Raw genomic sequence first — 20,150 nt, 5'->3', positions numbered from 1 at the left:
GTCAGGTCAGGCAGCGGCGCGGCCGGTCACGCCATGCTGGCTCAACGCCCGTTGCAGTTCGCGGGTGGCGTTGTGGGTGCGTGACTTCACCGTGCCCGGGGGTACGCCGAGCACCCCAGCCACCTCGCGATGCGTACGGTCCTGGTAGTAGACCAGGAGCAGCGCCTCGCGGTGCACGGCCGAGAGGCTACGCAGCGCCGGCTCCAGCGCGACCCGGTCCAGAGCTGCGTCGAAGAGGTTCTCCGCCGGCTGCCAGGCCATGGCGGTGACGTCCTCGCTGACCTCGGCAGGGCGAGCCGTCACCCGCCGGGCCTGGTCGACGCTGAGGTTGTGGGCGACCCGCGACAGCCAGGCCTGCGGCGACCGGGCGCTGGCCACCGAGGCCAGATTACGCCAGGCCCGCAGCAGCGTTTCCTGGACCAGATCCTCGGCCCGGTGCGGATCGCCTGGCATCAGCCGCCGGGCGTACCGCTGCAGCGCTGGCCGGCTCTGCGGCACCAGTACCCGCTCGTACCAGGTGACCAGGTCGGCGTGGGTCGGCCGACGCTCGCCCTCGATGATCTCCATCGGATACCTCATCTCTGGCCGTGGAAACCGGTCAGGCCACCGAACCGGCGGCCGGCACATCGGACGCGGTGAGTCTCAGCAGGTCATCGGTCGACGGGTCGGTGAGATCGGCCACCCGCTGCGCCTGGTGTTCGGTCATCCGCTGAAAGATCTGGCGCGCGGCGCGGCCGTTGCCGAACCCGTGGCCGTGGTTGATCGCAGCGAACAGGTCGTGGACGGCGGCCCGCGCGTCGTCGGCGAGCTGGTACTCGTGCTGCCGGCACTGTGCCTCGACGATGTCGGTCAGCTCGGTGGACCCGTAGTCCTCGAACGTCAGAGTCCGGGAGAACCGGGAGGCCAGGCCCGGGTTCGAGGCGATGAAGCGGCTCATCTCGAGGGGGTAGCCGGCCACGATCACCACCACGTCGTCGCGGTAATCCTCCATGAGCTTGACCAGCGTGGCGATGGCTTCCTGCCCGAAGTCGTTGGTGTGACCGGGTGGAACCAGCGAGTAGGCCTCGTCGATGAAGAGGACTCCGCCGAGTGCCCGGCGGAAGACCGCCTGGGTACGGGGGCCGGTGTGCCCGACGTACTCGCCGACCATCGTGGTCCGGTCGGCCTCGACGAGGTGGCCGCGCTCCAGCATGCCCAACGCGGCGAGCAGCCGGCCGTAGAGGCGGGCCACAGTGGTCTTGCCGGTGCCGGGGTTTCCGGCGAAGACCAGGTGCCGGCTCAATGGCGGCGCGGCGAGCCCGGCCTCCCGGCGTCGACGTACCGTCTGCATGAGTTTGATCTGTGCCTGCACATCCTGCTTGACCCGGTCCAGGCCGACCAACGCGTCCAGCTCGGCCAGCAGATCCGGCAGGTCTGCCTCGGTAGGTCGGGCCGCCTCAGTCGGAGCTGCCTCGGCCAGCACGGCACCGGCAGCCGGAGCCCCGGCCACCGCCGGGACGCCGGGATCACCGCTGGCGGCCAGTGCGCTCGGCGGCAACAATGACCTGGCCACGTCGGTCAGCCGGATCTCCTCGAAGACCGGCTGGGCCTGCGGGTCCACATCGACGTCGAGTTCGGTGTCGCGGATCCGGGCGCGCGTGATGGTCGGTGTCGCCCCGGCCCCGATATGGATCGCCGGATACGCGCTGTCAGTGAAGACGCAGTCGACGTACCGGCCGCCGCCGCCCTCGGCGACGAACAACGCGTTCTTCGCACCCGCCGTACACGACGTGGCTGTCACCTGTGGGCTGGCCCCGGTCCACACCACGATGCCGGAGCCTTCGGCGTCACGCACCGCGCACCGCTCCACGGTGCCCCCGCTGTCCTGCTCGAAGACGATCCCGGCGGTGCCGGCCCGGTCGATACGGCAGTCGTCCAGCTCCACGGCGGCACCGACGCCGACCTGAACGCCGGCTCGGCTGCTGGCGTCAACCACACAGCCGGTCAGTCGCACAGGCCGGTCCGAGCCGACGACCACCCCGTTGCGGTTGCCGGCCAGCACGGTGCCCGTGGCCGTCACCCCGGCGCTGTCGGCGGTGCTCAGTCCGGCGAGCCCGCAGCCACGCACCCAGCCGCCGGCCAACTCGACGCTACCTGCCCCGATGGCGTGCAGCCCATGCTCCGCCGATGGCCCCACCAGGGCGCCGGTGGCGGTCAGTCGGCCGGTGCCGCCGACGTGCAGCACGCTGTACGTCGAGTCGCCCAGCAGGGTGTCGGTGAGAGTCACCGTACCGCTATCGGTGACGAAGACCCCGTTGCCGGCGCAGCCGCGCACCGATCCGGCGGAGATGTTGACCTCGGCCTCGTCCCGGCACACCACTCCGGTCGCGCCAGCCCGGTCCACCTCGCAGCGGTTCAGGACCAGTTGCGACCGGTCGGCGGCGACTGCGCCTGCGGCGGCGGGGTCAATCAGCCGACACCCGGTCAGCTCCGTCCGCGCCGACCCGAAGGTGAACACCGAGTCTCCACTGCTGCGACTCACGGTGACGTCCAACCCGGTGACCGACGCCGACTCTTCGGCCCGGATCCCGTTGCGTCCAGCCGCGACGACCGTACAGCGGAGCAACTCGATCCGGGCGGTGCCACGTGCCCGAACGCCCGACCCGGTGACGGAGTCGATCCACATGTCACGCAGAGTCGTCTGCGCCGATTCGCCGGCCACCACACCTATGCCGTCGACGTCCGTGACGACACACCGTTCGAGTAGGACTGCGGCGTTTCCGGTGGCATACAGCCCGGCCAGCCGGGCACCGGTCAGCCGGCATTCGCGCAGCACCGAGCGGGCGTGCCCGATGACCTCGATCCTGCCGCCACGCAGGTCGCAGCCGACGAGTTCCACGCTGCCGTCCTCGATCCGCAGCAGCGGATCACCGGGGTCGGCACCGACCACCGTCAAATCAGTCAACGTCGCCGCAGCGGTAATGCGCACCGGGGTACGCGGCGCCAACGACACGCTGCCCGGCCCCTGCTCGGCACGGACCCGTGCCGCAGTGCCGATGAACAGATCCTCGTGGTACCGGCCGGGTGCCACCAGCACGGTCTGCCCAGCCGAGGCTGCGCGCAGGCCGGCCGCGATGTTCTGCGCAGCTCCCCGTTCGCCGGGCGCCACCCGGACGACGTCCGGATCGGCACCCGCCCGGCGGCCCTTCAGTCGCACCATCTCCACCCCAGCCACACACCGTCGGTGCCAGTACTCACGTCTTTCCACCGTGCGCGTGCACCAGTTGATCCGCGTCCTCGGCACGGCTGTCGAACGGGTCGTCGGCCCGCTCCAGCGCCAGCCAACGCCGCCTGCGCGCCGCCTGGTAGCGGCCCCAGAGCCGACCGCCGGCAAACAGCGCCCCGAGCACGGCGAGGACCGCCAACACCACCGACCAGGGAACCGGTTGAGACCGTTCGTCCTGCTCGAGGACAGTTGCGGGCAGCCTTTCATCGACCAGCCGGCCGGTGACCGCCGCGTACGGATCGAGCCGCCCGACGCTCTCCGGGCCGGCATCGGCCGGCCGGTCGGCGGACACGACGAGCTGCCGGCCGGTCTGTTCCCCGGACAGTCCGGGATGGGCCGAACGCACCAGCGCCGCCGCACCGGCGACGAACGCGGCGGCGTACTCCGGACCGGTGCCTACGTGGGCTCCGGTGCCGGTCGCGCTGATGCTACGGATGCCGGCCGCCGGCGCGAGCAGGTCCACCGAGCCGGCCGGGTAGTCGGCGATCGGTCGCTGGTCGGGGCCGAGGCCGCCAACGCGGAGCAGGCCGTCCCCGGAAGTGATCGCCGGTTCGGCGGCTGGGGCCGGTGCCACCACGACTGCGCCCCAGCCGATCGCTTCGTCGATCGCGGAACGGACCGAAGGGTCAGCGACATCGACGGACACACCGAGCAGGATCACCTTCGCCCCGGTGGCCACCGCGACCTCGATGGCGGTCACGGCTGCCGGTGGGCTCGCCGCGACGCCCCGGTCCACCAGCCGCACCGGGATGACGACGGCTTTGGGCGCCACCCCGACCAGGTCGCCGGCTCTCCCGTCGTCGGCTGCGACGATACCCGCGAGCGCCGTACCCGAGCCGACGCAGTCGGTGTCGCCCTGACCTCTGCCGGATACGATGTCGACGCCTCGGCCGAGCCGGTCACCGAGTTCCGGCCGACCCGCTGCGACACCCGAATCGACGACAGCCACCGAAACGCCGGCACCGGTGGCGGTCCGCCACACCCGCTGCGGCGCGACCAACTGCTGTCCCCAGTTCGAGTCGGCCGGTGGGTCCGCTACCGCAGCCGGCCGGCAGCCGGTGTGGTCGGACGCTGTGGAGCCGGAACCCGTTGGTTCGCCGGCGGGGGGCGCCGTGCTCCGCACCGGAGCGCTGGCCGGGCCGGCCGGGCGGTTGAGCGATCCGGACGGCCTGGGCGAATCAGCCGGTTTGGGCGAACCAGCCGGTTCCGGCGATGCCGTCGCGCCAGGTTCCGCAGCCGTTGTCGTCGGCAGTGCACCGTGTCGCAGTCCGGTGCCGATCGCGTCCCAGGGCAGCACGAGGTGCCAGCCTTCGTTCAGTTGCCCGGGATCGCTCAGCCGCCCGCCGTCCGGCTGCTGCCGCCCGGCGTTGAGTGCCAGGATTTCGCCGGCGCGCTCGGCGTCGCCGAGGAACCGCTCGGCGACTGACCAGAGGGATTCCGGCTTGCCCTGGTACGACGCCATCACCGTGTAGTAGAGGACGTACGGTTGCTCCTGCGAATCGGCCGGCGTGGCCCGTGCGGGCCGACGCTCGGTGACCATCTCCGTGGTCGCCGCCGTCACCGCGACAAGCGTCGCCAGCCCGGTCAGGACCACCCTGGCCAGGTGCCTGTTCACCAGTTGGCCTTTCGAATCAGCGCCCAGTCGTGGTCGTCGTCGGGCCAGCACTCGTAAACCTCGAGACGAAGGCCGATTCCTCCGGTCGCGTAACCGGGAACGTCGAGGCAGAGGTTCGAGGCGGTGTTGATGACCCAGTAGTACTGGATGTCGCCGGACTTGACCGTGGGCTGCAACCGCCAGTACTGGTTCTCGTCGTCGTAACAGCCGGTCTCGTTCAGCGGCGTGGTCGGCGCAACCGAGCCCTTGCCTGGCAGGTCCAGACAGTACTGAGAGGTGACGCTACGAATCCAGTACAGCTGGTTCCCAGAGCTGTCGACCCGGCGCGGGACGAAGGCGTACTCCTGGTTGTCCGGGGTGTGCGGGTAGCAGAGGTCCTGGAGGACCGGCCCGTCGCGTGGACCGGGGCCGACACCCGGTATGTCGATACACCTGTCGGTGCCGAGGTTGTGGATGAAGTAGGGCCCGTACGATCGGTTTGTCCCATCGGCGTCCTTGGCCCTGACCGGCGGCTGGTCAGAGTCGGTCTGTGCCGGGGTGCTCGGCTTCGTCGCCGGCGGCGAAGGCCGCGGGGGCGCTGCGGTCGTCGGGGCGGTGCTCGCCTCCGCTGATCGTTCGGACTCGGTGGTCGGGCTCGCCACTGGAGCGGCCGACGGTGAGGGATCGGCCGACGGGGCCAGCCGAGGATCTTTGCCGTACTCGGTCTCGAAGTGGCCCACCTGCTCGGCCAGGGCAACGACCCGTTCAACACCCGGTACGTCAGCCAGCGACCGGATCGTCGGGTCGCCCCGTAGGAACACGGCCAACGCGAGCGAATAGGCGTCGGGGCCAGTGCCGGGCACCGCTTCCAGCAGCGCGCACATGGTCTCGCCGAGGGCCGGCACCGCCGCGGCCGGGGTCCAGGGTGAGGCCTCCGCCGACGGCCGTACGTAGGCCACCCACATCTCGGGTAGGAACTGCGCGATGCCCTGCTCGCCGGTCGGGCCGAGCCGCTGTGGGTCGAACTCGGAGGTGGCCATGAGCTGCGCGGCGACCCGAGTCGGGGGCATCTGTGGGCAGACTGCGCCCGCGGCCAGGATCAGCTCGAGGTACACGTCGGGCACCGGCAACGGCGCGGCCCTGGTGATCCGCTGCGCGACCGCCGGTTGGGTGGCCTCGGCTGCGGCCCTTCCGCTGCCGCCGAAGGCTGGCTGCGACGCATACCAGATGGCGTACCGTTCCACAGTGTCGACGTACTCGGCGGCCCCGACCGGCACGTCGCCGGCCTCGACAACGGGCTCGACACCGAGCCGGTGCGCCGCCAGTGCCAACAGCCACTTGTCGCCGTCGAGTTCGAGCACCCGCAACTGGCCGACCAACTGGCACATGTGGTGGGCGAGCGCGGTGATGCTGGCCGGCCGATCAGCCGGCCGCGCCCCGTCCCACGGTGCCCACTTCTGCCACACGGTCGGCACCAGCCCGGCAGTGCCCTGCCCGCCGACGGCCTGCACAGCCTCGACCGGGGTCGCCGAGAACCGGGACGCGGCCATCACCTGACCGGCCAGCCGAGCCGGGGTCAGGGTGGGACATGAGGCTGCGGCCTCGGTCAGCAGCCGGACATCCGCGTCGGTGATCGGCGTGCCGGGTAGTGGTTCTCGCGCATCGGCCGGGCTAGGTGCCAGCGAGGCCGTCAGGGTGACCATCGCGACCATGCCCAGGGCCACCCCCATGAACGCCCGGTTGCGAAACCTGGCCGACATGCCCATTCTGGCCACCAACCTTCTCAGCCTTACCTCAAGCCAACTCGCCGTGCCCGCCCGAGGCGGAGGTACCGGTAAGTCGGAGTGGACCTGCTGCAAGCTAGATGCACACAATGTGGAACACAAGCGATCATACCCAACCATCGATGAACTCTGCGTAAATCGATGGCTGTACGGGTTGCTCCTCCAACGAGGGTGAGGGTGCCGCCCCGGCTCCGCTCGGACGACCTGTCTCCGACGGCTGCCGTCGACGCCGTACCTGGCCAGTCTACGAGGGCACTTCGGTAGATCATGTACTTCGAGGGATGTCCCTAGTAGCACCTTGTCACACTTCGATATTGAACGGTGCCTGTATAGCGCCCACTGGCTGGCTTGGGCCCACACTCGGGGGTCCGCGAGCCGCCCACCGCGGTCGACCCACTGCCGCATCCGGCGTCGACGTCGAGATCGTCACCATGGACCCACAGGCCGAGGGCTTCAGCGTCGTCAGACGCCGATGGCTCGCCAGACGACTGGGCGAGGCAGAGCCCGGCGCCGGCGATCGCCACCGTGAAGTCAGTCGATACGCCCATCCATCTATGTTGACGATCAGGCAATCTGAGCAAGGCCGTAGTGCCGGTACGGGCCGCGCTGCTCAGGTTGAGCGGCGCGGCCCGTACGGCGGTTCCTCACTGCGGCTCGGCGCGGAACCGGCGGTGCTCAGCCCGGCATTGCCACCTGTGCCGGGGTCGACCGGTGGGTGGTGGTGCCGTCACCGAGCTGCCCGAACGTGTTGTCACCCCAGCACCACAGGCTGCCGTCGGTGCGTGCCGCGCAGGCGTGGTAGGTGACAGAGAAGCCGACTGTCCAGGTGGTCGCGGTGCCTACCTGTGCCGGGGTCGACCGGTGAGTGGTGGTGCCGTCACCGAGCTGCCCGGACGAATTCTTGCCCCAGCACCACAGGCTGCCATCGGTACGGGTCGCGCACGACGAATCGAGGCTCGCGTCCACACTTGCCCAGTTGCTGGCGGTGCCGATCCGCAGCGGGGTGGTCTGGGAGCCGACGCCCCCGCCGACCTGGCCGTACCCGTCCTCACCCCAGCACCACAGCGTCCCGTGGACGCGGACCGCGCAGGTGTGTACGTAGCCGGCCGTCACCTCGGCCCACGTCGTCGCGGTGCCCACCTGCGTCGGTGTCGCCCGGTAGCTCAGGATGCCGAGACCGAGCTGGCCGTCCGAGCTACTGCCCCAGCACCACAGGGTCCCGTCGGTCCGAACGGCGCAGGTGTGGGCGTAGCCGGTCGTGACGCTCGCCCAGGTAGTCGCCGTACCCACCTGCCGCGGGGTCGTCGCCTTGTAGGGAGACAAGCCGACGCCGAGCTGAGCGTGACGGTTCAGGCCCCAGCACCACAGCGTTCCGTCGGCCCGAACGGCGCAGGTGTGGTTGCTGCCGATGCTGACGCTCGCCCAGGTGGCGGCGGTGCCTACCTGCACCGGACTGGTCCGTCTGGTGGTCGAGCCGTCGCCGACCTGCCCGCTGGAGTTGTTGCCCCAGCACCAGAGCGTCCCATCCGTGCGTACCCCGCAGGTGTTGCCGCTACCGGCGTCGATACCCGCCCACGTGGTGGCGCTGCCGATCTGAACCGGACCGGTCCGGTTCGTGGTGGTCCCGTCGCCGAGCTGGCCGTAGAAGTTGTTGCCCCAGCACCACAGGGTTCCATCGGTCTGGGTCACACAGGTGTGCAGATTGCCGGCGGCGACCTGGGATACCGGCGCGGCGGCGATCGCCACCTCCCGCGCGTTCCGGTCGGCGGAGCCAACACCTGCTGTTGCTGCGCCCGCCGTGAACCCGATGGCCAACACGGTGATCCCGACGGAGGCCGTCACCGCGACAGCGGTTCGGGCTGCCTGCCGCCATCGCATCCGCAGCCAACTCTCCTGGTGTTCGTTCATGTCCTGTTCTCCCAGACATCGTCGGTTCCGGTGAGGCGGCGTTGCCCCGGCAGGTCACCAGCGACCCGCAACTACCTGCCGATGAACTATACATCGATGCCGATCAAATCTTACCGAGACTATGGGACACCGTTGCCAATGACGGGAATGCCCCGCATGAGAGCACTGTAGGAATACGTCATATGAACGCGCTTTCCTGAAGGTGTACGGTCAGCCGCACCACCAGGATCACGGCGTTGTGCTGGCGGACCTGCCACCGCCACCATTACCTACGTGGACAGTGGCAGGCTGGTGGAGGACTGCACGACAGCACCGTCTGCCAGTCGTACCCCGAATAAATGCGACCTTGTCGGCGGTACCGCGCTACGGTTCTCCGGACGATCCCCGGACATCGGCCGAATGGTCGTTCCCTGCCAGGTTGGCCACTCCGTCCGGGTAACTGCGATGGCGGCGATGGTGGGCCGTGCCGGCTAGCGCGCACCGAGGCGCTCGGCGGCGTACGCGGTGATCGTCTTGCCGAGGATCGCGGCGAGTTCGGCGCACTCGTCGGTGCTGATGGTCAGCGGCGGCAGCAACGGCATCACCCCGTCGGAGTAGCTGGTCAGCAGCCCGTTGTCCCGGCAGGCCAGCCGAAGCCGGTAGACGTCGCGCACCGTCCACGGCGTACCGTCGTCGCGGTAGCGCAGCTCCAGGCCGAGCAACATCCCCTCACCGCGTACGTCACCGACGTGCGGATCGTCGGCCAGCGTGTCACGCAGGATGTCGCACAGCTGCCGGCCACGGTCGCGGACGCCGTCGAGAAACCCGTTGGCGGTGAGGATGTCCAGGACGGCGAGGCCTGCGGCGGCACCGAGCGGGTGCCCGTCGGTGGTGCTGCCGTTCGGGAAGCCGAGTCGGAACGGCGGCTCGGCGAGCGCGTCGTAGATCGGGTCGGCGACCGCGAGCACGGCGAGCGGGAAGTAGCCGGCGCTGACGCCCTTGCCGAGCACGATCATGTCGGGTGGTTCGGGCAGCCGCTCGCTGACCGTCATGGCCCCGACCCGGCCGGCACCGGTGGTGACCTCGTCGGCGACGATGTGGATGTCCCGGGCCCGGCAGTAGCCGATCAGCGCCGCCAACTGGTCGACGCTGGCGGCGTGCAGATAGTTGCCCATCACCGGCTCGACGATGACGGCGGTCACCTGCGACGCGCCGAGCCGGTCGACGACACCGGCGACGGCGTCGAGCAGTTCGTCGCCGCCGGCGACGTGCACCACGCGGTCGTCCAGCGGCGCCGACCATTCGTGCAGGATCTGCTCACCGGTGAGCGCGGTGGCCAACGGCCCGGTGCCGTGGTAGCTGCCGTGCACCGCGATGATCCGGTCACGGCCGGTCTCGCCGGTCATTCTCCGGTGGAAACGGGACAGCATGCCGGCCGCCTCGGTCATCTGGCTGCCGGTGTTGCCGAACCGGATGTGCCGCAGGGTCGGTGGCAGCGTCGCGGCGAGGGCGGCCGCGTACCGCACGGTGACCCGGGGCGGATGTTCGTAGCGCATGACCGTGCCGGACGGCAGCTCGTCGAGCTGGCGGCGCATCGCCGCCTTGACCGGCTCGCATGAGTAGCCGAGGGTGACGTTCCACATCGACGAGCGGGCGTCGAGGTAGCGCCGGCCGGCCTGGTCGACGGCGTAGCTGCCGTCGCCGCCGACGAGGAACATGTCCGGATCGGACTCGGCGAGAAACTCGCCCATCGGGGTGATGCCGTGCCAGGCGTGGTAGGTGGACCGGTCGATCATCGGGCAGCTCCTCGGCGGGCGGCGGACACCACGTGCTCCTCGTCCGGCAGCAGGGCGGCGCTCAGCGGTGGGCTCACCGGTGCCGGCACCGGGGCACCGGCGATCAGGTCGAGCCGGTGCGGCGCGACCGCGCCGGTGCGTACCAGGTGCAGGCCCAGTGCGGACATGACGCTGACGCCGGCCGGGGCCTCGTCGACCAGGATCACCTGGCCGCCGGCAGCGGCACGGACCATGGCGGTGACGCCGTCGAGGTCCAGCGGTGCGGCGGTACGCAGGTCGACCACCTGGGCGTGCAGCCCGTCCCGGTCGAGGACGGCGGCGGCCCGCAGGCAGGTGGCGACGGTGTTGCCGATACCGACGAGGGTGAGGTCGCGGCCGGGACGGGCGCAACCGGCGACGCCGAACGGCAACGCGGCGTCGGTCGGCTCCGGCTCGGGCAGCGACGCCCAGTCGGCGGCGTACAGCCGGGGCGATTCCAGCACCACCACCGGATCCGGGTGCACCAGCGCGGTGCGCAGCAGCCCGGCGGCGGCGTTCGGTGACCCGGGGACCGCGACTACCAGCCCGGGAATCTGGCTGAGCAGGCCGTGCGCAGCGTGCTCGTGCTGGGCGCCGAGCTGCTCACCGCCCTGGGTCAGCCCGCGCACCACCACCGGTACGGTGAACTGCCCGTCGGACATGTACCGCCACTTGGTGGCCTCGTTGACCAGCTGGTCGAAGGCGGTGAACAGGAAGGCGGCGCGGGCGATGCTGACCAGCACCCGGCGGCCGAGCAGTGCCATCCCGACCGCCATGCCGAGCATGGTGTTCTCCGCGATCGGCAGCCGGACCATCCGATCGGCGCCGAACAGTTCGATGAGGTCGGGCTGCTGGTAGGTGCAGAACATGCTCATTGTTGGCTGGTCGGCCAAGGCGCCGCGGACCGCCCCGACGGACGGGTGCCGGCGGGTCATGTCACCGGCTCCCGCACCGTGACGGCCTCCGGCCAGGTTGCGCCGGGCGGCCAGGGCGCGGCGGTGACCGTGGTGACCGCGCTCGCCGGGTCCGGCTGGTCGGCGGCCAGCGCGTCGGCGAAGACCTCGGCCAGCTCCACGGTGATCTGCTCCCGGATCGCGACGACCGGGCTGGCGACCGGGCTGGCGGCCTGCTCGCGGCTGGCGGCGACCGGGCTGGCGACGGTCGGGCTGGCGAGGGTCGCCTCGACGCGGGTCAGCGGATCCCGGACCAGCCAGTGCTCCCGCTCGGCGGCCGGGCGGTACTCACCCGGCGGTTGCGGTCCGAGCTGGGCGTGGAAGTGCCGCAGGTAGGTGTGGGCGACGAGGACCTGCGGGCGGCCGGTCCGGCAGTGGGCCAGGGCCGCCGCCGCGGCCCGGTGCACTGCGGTCACGTCGTTGCCGTCCACCTCGTCGCAGTCCAGCCCCAGGCCGCGGGCGATCTCCCCGGGTGCACGGTGCCGCACCAGGTCGCTCGGGGTGTGGTCCTGCCAGCCGTTCTCCTCGCAGACCAGCAGCAGCGGCAACCCGAGCACGGCGGCGACGGTGAGCGTCTCGTAGGTGGCGCCGGCGCCGAACGCGCCGTCACCGCAGAACGCGACGACCGCCCGGCCGCTGCCGGCGGTCTTCTCGGCCAGCGCGGCTCCGGCCGCGATTGGCAGCTGCGCGGCCACGATGGAGCTGGCACCGAGCAGGTAGCGGGACCGGTCGGCGATGTGCATCGACCCGGCCTTGCCGCCGCAGACCCCGCCGGTCCGGCCGAGGATCTCCCGGGCCAGCCCGGCGGCTGCCACCCCAGCGGCCAGCGCATGCCCGTGGCACCGGTAGAAGCTCACCACCCACTCGTCGGGCTGTCGGGCGGCCAGCGCCCCGACGGCGACAGCTTCCTGCCCGGTGTACGGGTGGACTGATCCGGGCACCTGGCCGGCGGCGGCGCACCGCAGAACCTGCTCCTCGAAGACCCTGATCCGAACCATTTCGCGGTACGCGTCCGACAGGTCCATCGTCTGGGAGTTCCCCGTCCCTGCGCCGGCGGAGATTCATTCACCGGCCGCATCGGAAGCTATCATGATCGCCTGCTGAATGCCGCCAATTATAGGTACCCGATCGACGCCGGTCGCAATACTGGAATTGGTCGGAGTCCGGTCAGGATGTGGTCAGGTTGTGGGCGGCCACCCGCCGGGAAACGACGGCGACGGTGCCGAGAAAGGCCACGGCGGCGAAGCAGATCAGGGTGGGCAGCACCCCCCAGAGTTGTGCCGCGACGCCGGCGAGCAGGGAACCGATCGGTACCGCCAGCACCGCGAGCGCCCGGCTCAACGCAAGCACCCGACCCAGCAGCGGGCCGGGGACCACCGACTGCTGCAGCGACACCGAGGCGATCAGCCAGACCGTGGCGCAGTACCCGAAGATCGTCTCGTAGACGATCAGGGTCAGCACCGACGGCGTGACGGCGGCCAGCGGGATCAACATCAGGGCGGCCCCGGCGAGCGGGGCGAACACCGGGACCACCCGGGGATGGCCGAGCCGGGCGATCACCCGTCGTGCGGTGGTCACACCAGCGACGGCGGCGACGCTGTTCACCGCGAAGGTCAACCCGAGCACCCAGGGCGACAGGTCGAGGACCCGGTAGGCGTACAGCACGTAGAGGCCACCGATCGCGGAACCGCCTAGGTTCAATGCGGCGGCGGTGACCGCGATCCGGACCAGCTCCGGACGACCACGCAGCGCGGCCACCCCGTCGCGCAATGCCCGTAGTGGATGTTCCGGTGCCGGCGGCGGCCCGCCCGGCCGGGGCCGCAGCGCGGCGAAGCCGACGGCGGCCAGCGCCTGCGCCGCAGCGTTCGCCGACATCGCCAGCGCCCCGCCGAGGGTCTGCACCAGCCAGCCGGCCAGCGCCGGCCCGGCGATCTGGCCGGCCGACTGGGCACCGGCCAGCGCGGCGTTCGCCGGCACCAGCCGGTCCGGTTCGACCAGTTGCGGCACGGTGGCCTGCAGGCCGATGGTGACCAGCCCACCGAGGACGCCGGACAGGCCGGCCACGGCGTACAGCAGCGGCAGGGAGAGCACTCCGGCCAGCGCGGCTACCGGTACGGCCAGCACCACGGCGGCGGTGCCGGCGCTGGCAGCCATGAGCAGCCGACGCCGGTCGACGACCCGGTCGACGACCACCCCGAGCAGCGGTGCGGCGAGCGCCTGGGCGCCGTACTCGAGGGCGAACAGGGTGGCCGCCGCCACCGGCGAGGCGTGCAGCGCCACCACCGCGACGGTCGGCAGGGCCAGCGCGGCGACGTGGGTGCCGACGACGCTGGCGGCCTGGGCGGCGACGGCCGGGCGCAGCGGTCGGTCCACCGCGATCGACGTGGCGAGACGGCCGGGCATGGGCACCACTCCTCGGCTCGGTCGGTCGAGTCACCTTCCCACAGCTGCGGTCACCATCGAAAGCTACGGTGACCAAGGTAAATACCGTTTGCCCGTTCCACCGGTCGCGAACCGACCACCACCCCGGACGATAATGCTTGCCGTACCGACGCGAGGTCATTTATGCTCATCACATCGTGCACCACCGCCGGCGCACATCCTCACCGACGCAATCAATCGACTGACACGGATCGACTGAACCAAATCAGTGAACCGAGAATCTCCCGCTTGCCGGAATCCCGTGGCCGACGCTGGGCGGCAAGCCTGTTGGGGAGTTGCCAGTGGCACTCATCGATGCCAATGATCTTGATCGCAACGAGTTGGCGTACCGTGTCTTCGGCGTGACCCGCGACAAGACGCCGTGGCGCGCCGCGGACATCATCGCTGACGGGCCGGCGGACCCCAGCTGGGAGCGGGCCGAGCTGGCCTGGCGGATGTCCTCCCGCGGCTACTACGCCGAGCAGGCCGGGCTGGTCGCCGCCGCGACGCTGGCCGCGCAGACCGAGGACGCGCCGCTGCGGTTCAGTCTCGCCCTGGCCACCGCCGACGAGGCCCGGCACGCGGACGCGTTCTACCAGTACGCGAGCCTGGTCGGCGGCGGTGAGCCGGAGCCGGAGTCGCCCGAGCTGATGCAACCGCTGGACACGGCGCTGACCCAGCTGCCGTACATGGGCCGGGCGCTGGTGCACACCATGTTGGAGGGCTTCGCCGCCGACGAGTTCATCCTACTTCGCGAGGTGTTCGCCGGCGACCCGCTCGGCCAGCTCTACCACCACGTACGCCGCGACGAGATCCAGCACGTCGCGATCGGGCTGAACTACCTGGCCCGCGAGTCCGCCACGGACGAGGGGCGCGAGCTGTGGCGCGAGTACGGGCCGCAGTGGCATGAGATCGGCATGCGACTGACCTACCTAGACAAGATTTCGGTGTCCCTCGCCGAACTGACCGGCCGTGAGCCCGACCGGCTGCGGCACTGGTTTCTCCGCCGGCACCGGGCCCGCCTGAGTGCCGGTGGAGTCGACATGGACGGAGGGAGGTGAACATCTTGACCATCAAGAAGGTCACCATCAAGACGCCGGCCCACGGCACCTGCAAGTACCTGGTCCCGACTCGGAAGGCCGAGAAGTGATCGCGGCCGGCGAGGCGCGGGTAAGTCCGCGTGGAGGGCCGAAGACGTGATCGGCCGGATGGGGCGGTCCCGCCCCATCCGGCGCACCTCGGTATGACGCGCTCACCAGCTGAAAGGCCCGGCCGATGTCCGTATGTCTGGTCGCCATGCCCTGGCAGGCCATCGAATCACCATCACTGCCGATCGGGTTGCTCAAGGCGGTGACCGTCGCCACCGGGCGGCCCGCCCCGACCGCCTACCACGGCAGCCTGCGCTGGGCCGAGTTCCTGATGGAACGCAGCGATGGCGAGCTGAGCCCAGCTGACTACACCGAGGTCGCCGAGGTGGGCCTCTTCGACGGCCTCGGCGACTGGGTCTTCGCCGGGGTGCTGCACGACGACCCCGAGTTCGGCGTGGAGACGCTGCGCCGCTACGCGGCCGAGTACGGCACCGGCATCGCCGGCCCGACCGCGATGCGCCAGTACGCCGCCGACTTCGTCGAGCTGGCCGCCGCCGAGATCCTCGCCACCCGTCCGTCGCTGGTCGGCTTCACCACCACGTTCATGCAGAACGTGCCGAGCCTCGCGGTCGCCCGACGGATCCGCCAGCTCGACCCGGGCGTACGGATCGCGTTCGGGGGCGGCAACTGCGACGGCGCGATGGGGATCGCCCTGCACCGCAACTTCCCGTTCGTCGACTTCGTGGTACGCGGCGAGGGCGAGGTCGCGTTCCCGATGCTGCTGGACGCCCTCGACGCTCGCGACCTCGACGCTGGCGGCAACCTCGGCGCTGGCGACGAGCGTGACGCCCGGCTCGCGCGGATACCCGGGCTGTCCTGGCGCCGGGCCGACGGCACCGCGCGGCACAACCCGCAGGGCGCGCTGCTGCCGCCGGCACGCATCCCCACCCCGGACTTCGACGACTGGTTCGGCCAACTCGCCGCCTCGCCGGTCGGCGAGTACATCGAACCCAAGCTGGTCCTGGAGGGCGCCCGGGGCTGCTGGTGGGGCGAGAAGCACCACTGCACCTTCTGCGGGCTCAACGGCACCGCGATGACGTTCCGGGCCAAGCCCGCCGAACGCATGATCGCCGAGATGACCGAGCTGGTCGGCCGGCACCAGACCCTCGACGTGATCATGGTCGACAACATCATCGACAACCACTACTACGCAGACTTCCTGCCCCGCGTCACCGCGCTCGGCTGGGACCTGCGGCTGCACTACGAGGTCAAGTCCAACCTGCGGCCGACCGAGATCGACGCGCTGCGCGCCGCCGGCGTGGCCCACGTACAGCCCGGCATCGAATCGCTGGTCAGCCCAGTGCTCAAGCTGATGGACAAGGGCGTCTCTGGCGTCCACAACGTACGGACGCTGCGCGACTGCGAGTCCGCCGGGCTCACCGTGTCGTGGAACTGGCTGTACGGGTTCCCCGGCGAACGCCGGGTCGACTACGACCCGGTGCTGCGTCAGCTTCCCCGGCTGGTGCACCTGCAGCCACCGGCCGGCTCGTCGCGGATCCTGCTCGAACGGTTCAGCCCGTACTTCGAGAACCCGGTGCTCGGCTTCCCGACCCGCCGGGCCGCCCGGCTCTATCAGCATGTCTACGACCTGCCCGAGAACGAGCTGGCCGACCTGGTCTACCTGTTCGACACCGAGCCGGCCGGCCTGTCCGAGCAGGACGCCGAGCCGCTGAACGAGCTGCTCAAACGCTGGACCGACGGCTATCCGGCCAGCGCGCTGCAGCTGCTCACCGACCTAAACGCGGACGAGATCGTGATCGCCGACCGACGGGTCGGCTGGCCGGAGCGTGAACACCGTATCGCCGATCCCCGGCTGCGCCGTGCGTACGCCGAGCTGGAGCACGGCCGTACCGTCACGGCCCTGGCCGCACGGCTCGCCGCCGCCGGACTGCCGGTGGAGACCGACCGGCTGGCGCGGTGGCTGGCCGAACTCGACGACGCCGGGTTGGTCTTCGAGGAGAACGGCCGCTGGATCAGCCTGGCGACCACCGTCGAACCGGTCAAGGTGGCTTGAGATGGGTACGGCGATGCTGCTCACCGACCGTACCGGTCTGGCCGCCTGGTCGCTGCGGACGGTGACTCTGCCGGAGCCGCTGGACTTCGGCGACTCCCCCGAGCAGGACCTGGCCCAGTTGCGGTTCCTGCGCGCGGTGACCAGCCACGCGGTACGGCTGCGCTGGACCTTACGCGGGCGGCCGTCGTTCCCGCTGGACACCCACGTGCACCTGGTCGCGCCGTCGGCCGGCACCGACCGGGCCAGCCGGGCCTATGCCGGCGAATGGGGCCTGGCCTACCGGTACGGCAGCTGCTACTACCGTCGCGGGCCGGGAATGGTGACGGTCAAGGACGTCCGACCCGGGGTCGAGGCCAGCCGGATGGTGATCACCGACGGTGCCGACGCGTTTCTGCGGCTGGCCGAAGACCCGTCCGGCGTGCCGGCGCCGGGCGACGTCGACGCGGCGGCCGCCGCCGTCGAAGCCGGGCTGGCCTGCGCCGCCGGCGACGCGGTGCTGATCCTGCCCTACCGGATGCGGCACTGGCCGGTGCCGCATGTGGCGGTCTGAGGCAGCCCCGGCCATGACCGCGTCCGCGCCGCACGAGCCGCCGCCGTACGAGCCGCAGCCGCACGACCCGCCGCTGTACCCGTTCCGCGAGTACGACGAGCTGGGGCTGGACCCGAGGTTGGCCCGGCTGCGCGCCGAGTGCCCGGTGTCCCGGATCCGGCTGCCGTACGGTGGTGACGCCTGGCTCGCCACCCGCTACGCCGACGTGACGACGGTGCTCGCCGACCCCAGGTTCAGCCGGGCCGCCGCCTGCACTCCGGACGTGCCCCGGCAGACCGAGTCGCCGCCGGTGGCCACCACCATCCTCGACCTGGACCGGCCGGAGCACGGCCGACTCAGACGCATCGCCGCCAGCGCGTTCGCCCAGTGGCGCATCGAGCGACTGCGCCCGTACGTCCGGCAGGTCGCCGACGAACGGATCGACGCGTTGCTGGCCGGCCCGGTGCCGGGCGACTTGTACGCGACGGTCGCCCTGCCGGTGCCGCTGACCGTGCTGTGCCACGTCCTCGGTGTACCGCTGGCCGACCGTGATCGGTTCCGCGCCTGGACGCACGCGCTGTTGATGCCCGGGCCGATGCCGGCCGACGAGTTCCGGTCGGTCGCCGCCGCGCTGGAGGACTACCTGCGGGAGCTGATCGCGCACCGCCGCGAGTCCGCCACCGACGACCTGCTGAGCATGCTGGTCCGGGCCACCGACGACGGCGACCGGATGACCAAGCAGGAGCTGGTGTCGTTCGGCGTGACCCTGCTCGCCGCCGGGTTCGAGACCACGGCCAGCCAGCTGGCCAGTTCGGCGTACCTGCTGCTGCGCCACCGGCACCTCTGGGAGTTTCTGGGCCGGGAGCCGGACCGGGTGCCGGCGGTGGTCGACGAGCTGCTCCGGTTCGTGCCGCTCAACGGCGGCAGCGGGCTGCCCCGGGTGGCGACCGAGGACGTCGAGCTGGGTGGGGTGACGGTCCGGGCCGGGGAGGCGGTGTTCGCCTCGACCATCTCCGCCAACCGTGACGACGAGGTGTTCCCGGACGCGGACACCTTCGACCCGGACCGGCGCCCGACGGCCCGGCATGTCACCTTCGGCTACGGTCCGCACCGCTGCCTCGGGGCCTGGCTGGCGACGATGGAGATCCAGGAGGTGGTCGGCGCGCTGGTCGCGGCGGCGCCGGGTCTGCGGCTGGCCGACCCGGACGGGGTACGGTGGCGCGCCGGCACCATCGTGCGCGGCCCGATCGCGCTGCCGGTCGACTGGCCGACGAGCTCACCCCGGTGACAAGCCGCGTGGCCGCCGGGGACCGGTACGGATAACCTCGACTCAATAGATTGTCGGCAATCTTACAAATCTACGCAAAGCTTGCATCGAAGCGTCGTCAGGACACCGCAGAGGGTTACTTACCTGCTGACCGGGTGCTATGGTCGAAGAACGTTGCCGACGGGCGGCGCCTGGAGAATGCCGACGGGAGTGTTCAGCTTGGCGCATTGATGAACGACTGTCTCGTGCTCGTCGAATCGCATCGAAGCCGATCTTGTGTCGACCGATATGGAGACACGGGTGAACGCTCACCTCGAGCCCGCCGGCTTGGAGGCGCAGAGCCAAGCGAGGACAGGGAACTTGACACCACTTGCCTTGAATGAGGCACCGCATTGGTCGCGGAATTTTGGCTGCCCAGCGAAAGGTCACCTTTCGCCCAGAGAGTGCGCGCTTTGCGCCTTCCGGCCCGAGTCATACCGTCGACACGAATTCTCGCAGCTTGAGAACCGGTTCGCATTCGTTGCACCTGGGGAGTGAACGTGCGTATTGCAATCCTTGGCCCACTCGCTGCGACTCACCACGGCCAGCCCGTCGTTCCCACAGCCATCAAACCACGAACAGTTCTTGCCGTGTTGGCGGTACATGCCAATGATGTGGTCCCGGTGGATGTTCTGATCTCCGAGCTTTGGCCCGATTCGCCGCCCAGACATGCCCGTACCACCATTCAAACGTACATTCTGGGCCTTCGCAAACTGATGCAGAACGCTACCGCGGTCGCAGGAGAGACCGACGACGCCAAGCAGGTTCTCGTAACGACCCCGGCCGGCTACCTGCTCCGCGTACGCCGCGACTCGGTGGACGCCGGCCACTTCGAGCGGCTGGCCAACATCGGTTACCGGGCGCGGGAGCGGCAGGAGCACGCAGCCGCCGCTCGGGCCTTCGCCGAGGCACTCAGCTGGTGGCGGGGACCGGCCCTCGCGGACGTTCAGGCCGGCCGACGGCTACGGCTGTACGCGCAGAACCTGAGCGAGGGCCGGCTCAACGCCCTCTCCTGTCGAATCGAGGCCGACGTACGTCTCGGGCGACACCACGAACTCATCGGCGAACTGTCCGTGGTCACCTCGCAACATCCAACCCATGAAGGGCTGGTAGCGCACCTCATGCTCGCCCTCTACCGGTCAGGCCGCCGGTGCGAGGCCCTGGAGGCCTACCAGCGACTCCGCACCAACCTCGTCGACAAGCGCGGGCTGGAGCCCTCGCCGGCCCTGCGGCGCCTGCACCGCTCGATGCTGAGCGCCGACCAGGCGACGACGAACCTGATCGAGCCCTGGCAGGGCACGTTGGGGACACCCGGCACGCTGGGGATCCAGGGCCCGCAGGGCACGCCACAGCGGCCCGTTCCACAGCAGCGGATCCCGACCGACGTCGCGACCGCGCCATGGTCGGTCGGCGGCCCGGGCTAGGCCACGTCCGC

At 70.7% G+C, this 20,150-nt stretch carries 14 protein-coding genes; 5 read left to right on the top strand and 9 right to left on the bottom strand.

The features are described from left to right. Nucleotides 1-6: 6 nt before the first annotated feature. The 9 genes from O7610_RS23990 to O7610_RS23950 form a co-directional block, all read right to left on the bottom strand. A complete protein-coding gene (locus O7610_RS23990) occupies nt 7-567 on the bottom strand; it encodes a sigma-70 family RNA polymerase sigma factor (protein WP_281552689.1) in 561 nt (186 codons plus the stop codon). 31 nt (nt 568-598) lie between these two features. Then, complete coding sequence (locus tag O7610_RS23985) at nt 599-3,199, bottom strand: right-handed parallel beta-helix repeat-containing protein (RefSeq protein ID WP_281552688.1); 2,601 nt, start codon at nt 3,197-3,199, stop codon at nt 599-601. 34 nt (nt 3,200-3,233) lie between these two features. Next, nucleotides 3,234-4,880 carry a S8 family serine peptidase gene (locus tag O7610_RS23980; protein WP_281552687.1) on the bottom strand — a complete coding sequence of 549 codons (1,647 nt, stop codon included), beginning with the start codon at nt 4,878-4,880 and terminating at the stop codon, nt 3,234-3,236. Further along, a complete protein-coding gene (locus tag O7610_RS23975; protein WP_281552686.1) occupies nt 4,877-6,619 on the bottom strand; it encodes an RICIN domain-containing protein in 1,743 nt (580 codons plus the stop codon). Before O7610_RS23975 ends, O7610_RS23980 begins: the two co-directional genes overlap by 4 nt. 699 nt (nt 6,620-7,318) lie before the next feature. Then, the gene (locus O7610_RS23970; RefSeq protein WP_289211926.1) at nt 7,319-8,551 is read right to left on the bottom strand and encodes an RCC1 domain-containing protein; all 1,233 of its coding nucleotides are present in this window, start codon (nt 8,549-8,551) and stop codon (nt 7,319-7,321) included. A 470-nt stretch (nt 8,552-9,021) separates the two neighbouring features. Continuing rightward, a complete protein-coding gene (locus tag O7610_RS23965) occupies nt 9,022-10,326 on the bottom strand; it encodes an aminotransferase class III-fold pyridoxal phosphate-dependent enzyme (protein ID WP_281552684.1) in 1,305 nt (434 codons plus the stop codon). Then, entirely contained in the window at nt 10,323-11,279 is a 957-nt protein-coding gene (locus O7610_RS23960) for a transketolase C-terminal domain-containing protein (protein ID WP_281552683.1), read from the bottom strand. Before O7610_RS23960 ends, O7610_RS23965 begins: the two co-directional genes overlap by 4 nt. Further along, nucleotides 11,276-12,322, bottom strand: a complete 1,047-nt coding sequence (locus O7610_RS23955) for a thiamine pyrophosphate-dependent dehydrogenase E1 component subunit alpha (protein WP_289211925.1) — start codon at nt 12,320-12,322, stop codon at nt 11,276-11,278. The genes O7610_RS23960 and O7610_RS23955 overlap by 4 nt, the downstream gene beginning before the upstream one ends. A 142-nt stretch (nt 12,323-12,464) precedes the next feature. After that, entirely contained in the window at nt 12,465-13,700 is a 1,236-nt protein-coding gene (locus O7610_RS23950) for an MFS transporter (protein ID WP_281552681.1), read from the bottom strand. A gap of 320 nt (nt 13,701-14,020) precedes the next feature. Between O7610_RS23950 and O7610_RS23945 the strand changes: the two genes are divergently transcribed. From O7610_RS23945 to O7610_RS23925, 5 genes are all read left to right on the top strand, one after another. Continuing rightward, nucleotides 14,021-14,779 carry a ferritin-like domain-containing protein gene (locus O7610_RS23945; protein ID WP_281552680.1) on the top strand — a complete coding sequence of 253 codons (759 nt, stop codon included), beginning with the start codon at nt 14,021-14,023 and terminating at the stop codon, nt 14,777-14,779. A gap of 214 nt (nt 14,780-14,993) precedes the next feature. Beyond that, nucleotides 14,994-16,880 carry a RiPP maturation radical SAM C-methyltransferase gene (locus tag O7610_RS23940; protein ID WP_289211924.1) on the top strand — a complete coding sequence of 629 codons (1,887 nt, stop codon included), beginning with the start codon at nt 14,994-14,996 and terminating at the stop codon, nt 16,878-16,880. A gap of 1 nt (nt 16,881) precedes the next feature. Then, nucleotides 16,882-17,430, top strand: a complete 549-nt coding sequence (locus O7610_RS23935; RefSeq protein WP_289211923.1) for a DUF5825 family protein — start codon at nt 16,882-16,884, stop codon at nt 17,428-17,430. 13 nt (nt 17,431-17,443) lie between these two features. Then, a complete protein-coding gene (locus O7610_RS23930; RefSeq protein WP_289211922.1) occupies nt 17,444-18,697 on the top strand; it encodes a cytochrome P450 in 1,254 nt (417 codons plus the stop codon). 734 nt (nt 18,698-19,431) lie between these two features. Continuing rightward, on the top strand, nt 19,432-20,139 hold the full coding sequence (locus O7610_RS23925) for an AfsR/SARP family transcriptional regulator (protein ID WP_289211921.1): 708 nt from the start codon (nt 19,432-19,434) through the stop codon (nt 20,137-20,139). Nucleotides 20,140-20,150: the final 11 nt, after the last annotated feature.

This window comes from Solwaraspora sp. WMMA2065 (assembly GCF_030345075.1).
GTDB lineage: Bacteria > Actinomycetota > Actinomycetes > Mycobacteriales > Micromonosporaceae > Micromonospora_E.
This window is presented reverse-complemented; position numbering and strand designations above follow the sequence as displayed.